Genomic DNA, 6765 nt, shown 5'->3' on the forward strand with positions numbered 1-6765 from the left:
CCCAATAGGCCATTTTTCGAAGATTGATGGATTGCCGGGTCAAGCCCGGCAATGACGGTAGGTGGTTATCACACCCGCATCGGCATCAGGACGTAGAGCGCGCCTTTGGAATCCTTGTCCTGCACCAGGGTCGGCGAACCGGGATCGGCCAGCCTCAAGACCGCGACCTCGCCTTCGATCTGGGCCGCGATGTCCAGCAGATAGCGCGAATTAAATCCGATATCGAGCGGATCGGAAGCATACTCGACTTCAAGTTCCTCGGTCGCGCTGCCGGAATCCGGGTTGGTCACCGACAGCACCAGTTTGCCCGCGGACAGCGCCAGCTTCACCGCGCGGCCGCGCTCGCTCGAGATCGTCGAGACGCGGTCCACCGCAGCCTCGAAATCCTTCTTGTCGACGATCAGTTCCTTGTCGTTGTTCTGCGGGATCACGCGGCCATAATCCGGAAAGGTGCCGTCGATCAGTTTCGAGGTCAGCACCACATTGCCGATGGTAAAGCGGATCTTGCCTTGCGAAAGTTCTAAGCCGACCTCGGCCTCGTTGTCCTCGATCAGGCGCTGCACTTCGCCGACCGTCTTGCGCGGCACGATCACGCCCGGCATGCCGGCGGCGCCCTTGGGCAAAGCCAGGTCGATCTGGGCGAGGCGATGTCCGTCGGTGGCGACCGCGCGCAGGGTCGCAGCCTTGGCGCTGCCGGCCGCGTGCAGATAGATGCCATTGAGATAGTAACGGGTTTCCTCGGTCGAGATCGCAAATTGCGTGCGATCGATCAACCGCTTCATATCGGCGGCGGCGAGCGTAAACGAATGCGTCATGTCGCCGGCGGCAAGATCGGGGAAATCGTTTTCCGGCAGGGTCTGCAGCGTGAAGCGCGAACGGCCGGCGCGGATCGCCAGCACCGAGCGGTCGCCATCGCCTTCCAGCACGATCTGCGCGCCTTCGGGCAATTTACGCACGATGTCATAAAACATATGCGCCGGCACGGTGGTCGAGCCGGCGGTTCCGGTTTCCGCCGCCAGCGTCTCGGTGACCTCGAGATCAAGGTCGGTGGCCTTGAGCGACAGCCGCGCATTTTCGGCGCGGATCAGCACGTTGCCGAGGATCGGAATGGTGTTGCGGCGCTCGACCACGCGATGGACGTGACCCAGCGATTTCAGGAGTTGCGCGCGTTCGACGGTAACCTTCATTGCAATACCCGCCTGATCCGAAGATGGAAAAGCCGGGCGGCCCCGAAGGCGCGCCGCGGCATTTGAAACCCGAAAAGCCCGATCAAAGCTGGATTTGATCAAACCCTAAGGGGGGACCCCAAGGTGGCGCGGATGGCCCGCAAGCGCAAGAGATGCGTTATCCCGTTCCCCACGTTTTGCTGGGAAACCGGCTCTGGTCCCGGCATGCGCCAGGACCCGCTGCCCCCGGGGCGTCGGTTGGTACCGAAGGTCTCGGTGACCGCGGCCAAAGGCGCCTCTGCGGCGCAAAATCCCGGCGTCCGCCGGGATCACGGGTCGATTGCGCCCGCAAACGAGGCAGTTGCGCTCACTCGCTCTGCAATTGACGCTTGAGCGATTCGACCTCTTCGGACAACGAGACGTCCTTGGTCACCAGCGCCTCGATCTTGCGCACGGCATGCAGCACCGTGGTGTGGTCCCGTCCCCCGAACCGGCGGCCGATTTCGGGCAGCGATCGCAGCGTCAGGGTCTTGGCCAGATACATCGCGACCTGGCGCGGGCGGACCACATTCGCGGTACGGCGCGACGACAACAGGTCGGAGCGGCTGACATTGTATTGCCGGGCCACTACCCGCTGAATGTCCTCGATCTTGATGCGCTTGGGTTCCTGCGGACGGACCAGGTCGCGCACTTCGCGCTCGGCCATTTCCAGGGTGACCGGCTGCGCGTTGAGCTTGCTGTGCGCCAGCAGGCGATTGATGGCGCCCTCGAGATCCCTGCCATTGTGGGTGATGGTGCGGGCGAGATAATCCAGCACCGGCGCCGGCACGTCGAAGCTCGCATGATGCGCGCGGGCGGCGGCGACGCGCGACTTGAGGATGCCAAGCCGCAACTCTTCGCCGAGCGATCCCATCTCGACCACGAGGCCGCCGGCAAGCCGGGAACGCACGCGATCATCAAGGCTCTCGAGGTCGGAGGGCGGACGGTCCGCCGCGATCACCACCTGGCGACCGGCGTCGATCAGCGCATTCAAGGTGTGACAGAATTCGGCCTGGGTCGATTTGCCCTGCAGGAATTGCAGGTCGTCGATCACCAGCACGTCGATGCCACGCAACGCCTCTTTGAATGCCAGCGCCGTCTGCGTCTTCAGCGCTGCGACGAAGCCGTACATGAATTTCTCCGCAGTGAGATACAGCACCTTGCGTTCGCTGCCGGAGTTGCCGGCCCAGGTCACTGCCTGCAACAGATGGGTCTTGCCCAGGCCGACGCCGGCGTGGATGTAGAGCGGATTGAACATCACGCTGTCGCCGCGGCGACCTTCCGCGACCTGACGCGCCGCAGCGTGGGCCAGCGTATTGGAGCGGCCGATGACGAAGCTGCCGAATGTCAGGCGCGGATCGAGCGGCGAGCCGCCGAGCGCGTCATGACTGGCGGACACCGGCGCGATCGCGGTCGCGCGCAATTCGGGCGCGGGACGGCCATCGGACCGCTCCGTACGGCGCGGATCGAGCGGCGTGGCAGCCTCCTTCGCCGGCGCCGCGCAGCGCATCGCGGTGCGCACAGTGAGATCGATCCGGTGCACTTCGGGCATCTCGGCCTGCCAGCAGGTCAGAACGCGCTCGGCGTAATGCGCCTGGATCCAGCTCTTGAGAAATCGCGTCGGAACCGAAAGGTGGACGCTTTCCGGCTGGACGCTTTCCAGATCCATGCGCGCAAACCAGCTCGTATAGACGTCTTCTCCGACACTCGATCGCAACCGACCCTTCACACGTGACCAGCGATCCTGTTCCATATTGTTCATTGCCTGACGACTTCTCTGAAGGAGTAAAGGTGATGGTGAAACTTCCGCGCGGGATTTCCGCGGCGGGGTGACCTCAAGCGGGGCGTCGTCTCTCAGACATAGACCGGCCGTTCGGCGAAGCGCCGTCAGGCAAATCATCGGCTGAAAGATTGAAGCGTCCGCGAGGTCAGCGCGTACTCGACGGCGTGTCAGGAGTTCGCGCGGGAGGCCGCGTACAGGCAGTATCCAAGGCGTCCAGAACAGAATCGTTTGAAAATGTCATTTGACTGCAAACCGCGATCATTCCGTTAGGCATACGACCTCCCCCTCCTGCCGTGGTTGCCCACGGCAAGTTGTCATTCCAGATGTTTTAAAATTCGATCGGCGACGCCTGAAACTCAAATCGTTCAGCCGCTACGCCATTCCGCTCAGCCCGCTCATTCCAACCCGCCCGCGTGCCTCGCCTTCGGCGCCGTCGTGGCTGGCTGGTGCGTATCTCTCTTGTTCAAAGCGAACGAGGCGCAAGCGCCTCGCCTGAGAAATTTCGACACAGACCCGCCATCCTCATATTGCTATGAGTTTTTATCCGACAATCGCTTGGAAAGCGTCGCCAACGCGCACACCGCCGCCGATTTGCACGTCCGCCCCGATCCTTAAACCGCGCTGGTCTCAAGAGCCGTGGGCGCCGCGAACGTTCTAAGAGATACATCATGCCCTGTTTCCCGCAACGAAAATGATTCAACACGGGTGCCGGTAAAAACGACTTCGGTTCGCCAAATCAGGCAGCGGCTTTTCGCGCAAAGCGGCAAGGTTTTGAATCTGTGCACAGATTCGAAATGACGAGCCGCTGTCACATTTCTCGCGATTGCCCAAAATAAATTCATAAAATATTTACTTTGGCGTGCGGCAGAACGGAATTTTCGAACAACTGCTCCCCGCTATGCCGATAAGTGACTACGCAAGCGCGTTTTTTTTTGCTCGTCGATACAGGGTAACCCTGCAGGGCTGTTGAATGCAGCGACGTTGTCGCGATTGCTATTTGAAAAGCGTGGCCGCTCAGCGGCCAACAGCAAATATCGTCGTGGCCATCATCGGCATCTTAAGTCCGCATCGCGACATGGCGTCAGTAAAAATACGGATGCCACGGAATTCTTCCGTACGCTGCAATCTGCAGAGTAACGCAATCTACTGAGCAATATGATACTGAAATAAAAAAGCCCGGCGCTGCCGGGCTTTTTGACGAATGTCTGGTTCGATCAGTTTATTTCGCGAGCTTGGCGATCTGATGCGCCAACCGCGAAACCTTCCGGCTCGCATTGTTCTTGTGAATGATGTTGCGCTGCGCTGCCTGCATGAGTTCGGGTTCCGCATGCGCCATCGCCTTCAGTGCCGCGTCGCGGTCGCCGCTCTTGATCGCTTCTTCGACGTTTCGAACCGCGCCACGCATCTGGGTGCGGCGCGACTTATTGATAATGGTGCGGCGAGCAATCTTGCGGGTCGCCTTCTTGGCGGAAGTGGTATTGGCCATGTTCTCAAATGTCCTTCGACGGTGACCGATCGCGGGTGGTCAGGCTTGCGCTTGCCGACAGTTCAACCACGTGATCGACGCTGATATGATTTCCGGGTGTTCTGCGAGAAAGCCACTCTCGGAGCCTATGGCTCAATCGGAGCCTGTACTCACATGGCGACATTGCTCAAAGAACAGCGGCGGCGGGATTGCGCCCGCCGCCATTGGCGGTCTTATAGAGGGCGCGCTTTGCAGCGTCAACGCCTTCCGGCCTCTTTGGGGCTGGAAGGCTGGCCGCGAAAAAGCCGATAAGGTGCTGATGAGGTTGAATTTCCCAAGCTGCCCCGTTAAGGGCTGACGGCGCTTTCCGGCGCAGTAGACATGCAATAGATATAAGGTGACGCATGATCCGCGGTTTTTTCCGCCTTGTGGGGCTGCTGCTGCTGGCCGGCGGATTTATCTTCATGGTCTATGACGGGGCCCGCTGGGTCGCCGATCAGACCCTGCGGTTTACCCGGTTCGGCCAGTTCTGGAACGATATCCATCAATCCAGCCAGCAGGCCTTCCGGGCCTGGGTCGAGGGACACGCGCCCTGGCTCTGGAACAGTATCGTCAAGGTGATCCTGGACCAGCCGGTTTTTGCCGTGATGGGCGTATTGGGCATTTTGCTGATGCTGCTGTTCCGGCCGCGCAAGCCATTGATCGGCTATTCGCGGAACTGACCGGGGACGGCGTTGCCTAAGTGCGGCTGCCTGGCGTAACGGGGCTGCCGTTATCCGCGTAAAGACATATATCAAGCGCGCACATTATTGACGTAAGTTCGAGTGCATCTCGCAGGGAGGTCATCCATGTTGTTCATGCGCAAAACCACTGCACTTCCGAGTGCCGCCGAGGCGCTTCCCGGCCGCGCCGATCCGATCCCGACCGCTGTCCGCCATTTCGTCAACGGCCATCCGCTGCAGCCGCCCTATCCCGCGGGTCTGGAGCAGGCGGTGTTCGGACTCGGCTGCTTCTGGGGCGCGGAGCGCAAATTCTGGGAACTCGGCGACGGCATCTACACCACCGCCGTGGGCTATGCGGGCGGGCATACCAGGAATCCCACCTATGAGGAGGTATGTTCCGGCCGCACCGGTCATACCGAAGCGGTGCTGGTGGTGTTCGATCCCCGGGTGATCTCGTACGACCAACTCCTGAAGACGTTCTGGGAAAGCCACAACCCGACCCAGGGCATGCGTCAGGGCAATGACGTCGGCACTCAGTATCGTTCCGCGATCTACACGTTCAGCGACGCCCAACGCAAAGCGGTGGACGCCTCAAAGGCCGCCTATCAAAAGGCGCTGTCCGTCAAGGGGCTCGGCACCATCACCGCCGAGGTCGCGCCGTCGGGCGAATTCTATTTCGCCGAAGACTATCACCAGCAATATCTGGCCAAGAACCCGGCCGGCTATTGCGGGCTTGGCGGCACCGGCGTGTCGTGTCCGATCGGCGCTGGCGTCACCGCGGCCTGATCGCTTGGCATCATGATGTGCAAGGGCGCGTGAAAGGCCGGCGACGGCCTTTCACGGCGGACTTTGCAGATTCGCTTTGGACATCTGGCGGCAAAAAAACCGTTTGTTAACCATAACCGGTGCAAGACTGAAGCTGTCTCGCTTGAGGGGATGGCTCCGGTGCGGGTTGCGCGCGCGTTTCGATTGCCGATCATTGCCGCCATGACCGCGCTCGCGCTGTCGGGCTGCATGCACACGACCTCTCCGGTCGCAACCGCGCAGCCGCAAAGCGATCTCGACACCATGGCTTATGGCGGGCCTGCTTCCTATCCAGCCCCCGCGGCCGCCGTCGCGCCCTCATCCAATTCCGGGGGCGCCATCGCCGCCCTTCGCGCCAGTTTTGCCGCGCCCCCCCGGCGTACTTACGCTCCGGCCCAGGCGGCCTATGCGGCAGCACCGATGCCGACACCGGTCGCCTACCGGCGCGCGGACGAACGCCTGCGGGGCTGGCGGCCGAAATCACCGGCAAACTGCGCAACGGCTATATCCGCGAGCCTTCAGTAGCGGTCGAGATCGAATCCTACCGGCCGTTCTTTATCCTCGGCGAAGTCGCCGCCCCCGGGCAGTATCCCTACGTGCCCAATATGAGCGTCGAGAGCGCGGTGGCGATCGCCGGCGGCTTCTCGCCCCGCGCCAAACGCGACCGCGTGACGCTGACCCACAGCGACAGTTCGGGTTCGTCGCGCTACATCGTGCCGCTCGGTACTTCCCTGAGCCCCGGCGATACCGTCCTCGTCGGCGAACGCTGGTTCTGACGATGTCCGA

The 6765-nt window shown here is 61.6% G+C and carries 5 protein-coding genes and 1 pseudogene; 3 read left to right on the forward strand and 3 right to left on the reverse strand.

What is annotated here, in order from left to right; all coding sequences use genetic code 11:
- Positions 1–68 precede the first annotated feature (68 nt).
- From dnaN to rpsT, 3 genes are all read right to left on the reverse strand, one after another.
- Positions 69–1187 (reverse strand): DNA polymerase III subunit beta, encoded by a 1119-nt coding sequence (dnaN, locus tag ABR948_RS27375; protein WP_428124070.1) that lies wholly within the window; start codon positions 1185–1187, stop codon positions 69–71.
- A gap of 346 nt (positions 1188–1533) precedes the next feature.
- A complete protein-coding gene (dnaA, locus tag ABR948_RS27380; protein ID WP_428124072.1) occupies positions 1534–2967 on the reverse strand; it encodes a chromosomal replication initiator protein DnaA in 1434 nt (477 codons plus the stop codon).
- A gap of 1240 nt (positions 2968–4207) precedes the next feature.
- A complete protein-coding gene (rpsT, locus tag ABR948_RS27385) occupies positions 4208–4474 on the reverse strand; it encodes a 30S ribosomal protein S20 (protein ID WP_428124074.1) in 267 nt (88 codons plus the stop codon).
- A gap of 383 nt (positions 4475–4857) precedes the next feature.
- On the opposite strand from rpsT, the gene ABR948_RS27390 reads away from it, so the two are divergent.
- The 3 genes and pseudogenes from ABR948_RS27390 (at position 4858) to ABR948_RS27400 (ending at position 6755) form a co-directional block, all read left to right on the forward strand.
- On the forward strand, positions 4858–5175 hold the full coding sequence (locus ABR948_RS27390; protein ID WP_428124077.1) for a hypothetical protein: 318 nt from the start codon (positions 4858–4860) through the stop codon (positions 5173–5175).
- 126 nt (positions 5176–5301) lie between these two features.
- Entirely contained in the window at positions 5302–5961 is a 660-nt protein-coding gene (gene msrA, locus ABR948_RS27395; protein ID WP_428124079.1) for a peptide-methionine (S)-S-oxide reductase MsrA, read from the forward strand.
- Positions 5962–6162: 201 nt separating this feature from the next.
- Positions 6163–6755, forward strand: a pseudogene (locus ABR948_RS27400) (polysaccharide biosynthesis/export family protein).
- Positions 6756–6765 lie beyond the last annotated feature (10 nt).

Origin of the sequence: Bradyrhizobium sp. (assembly GCF_050014615.1) — a bacterium.
Lineage (GTDB): Bacteria > Pseudomonadota > Alphaproteobacteria > Rhizobiales > Xanthobacteraceae > Bradyrhizobium.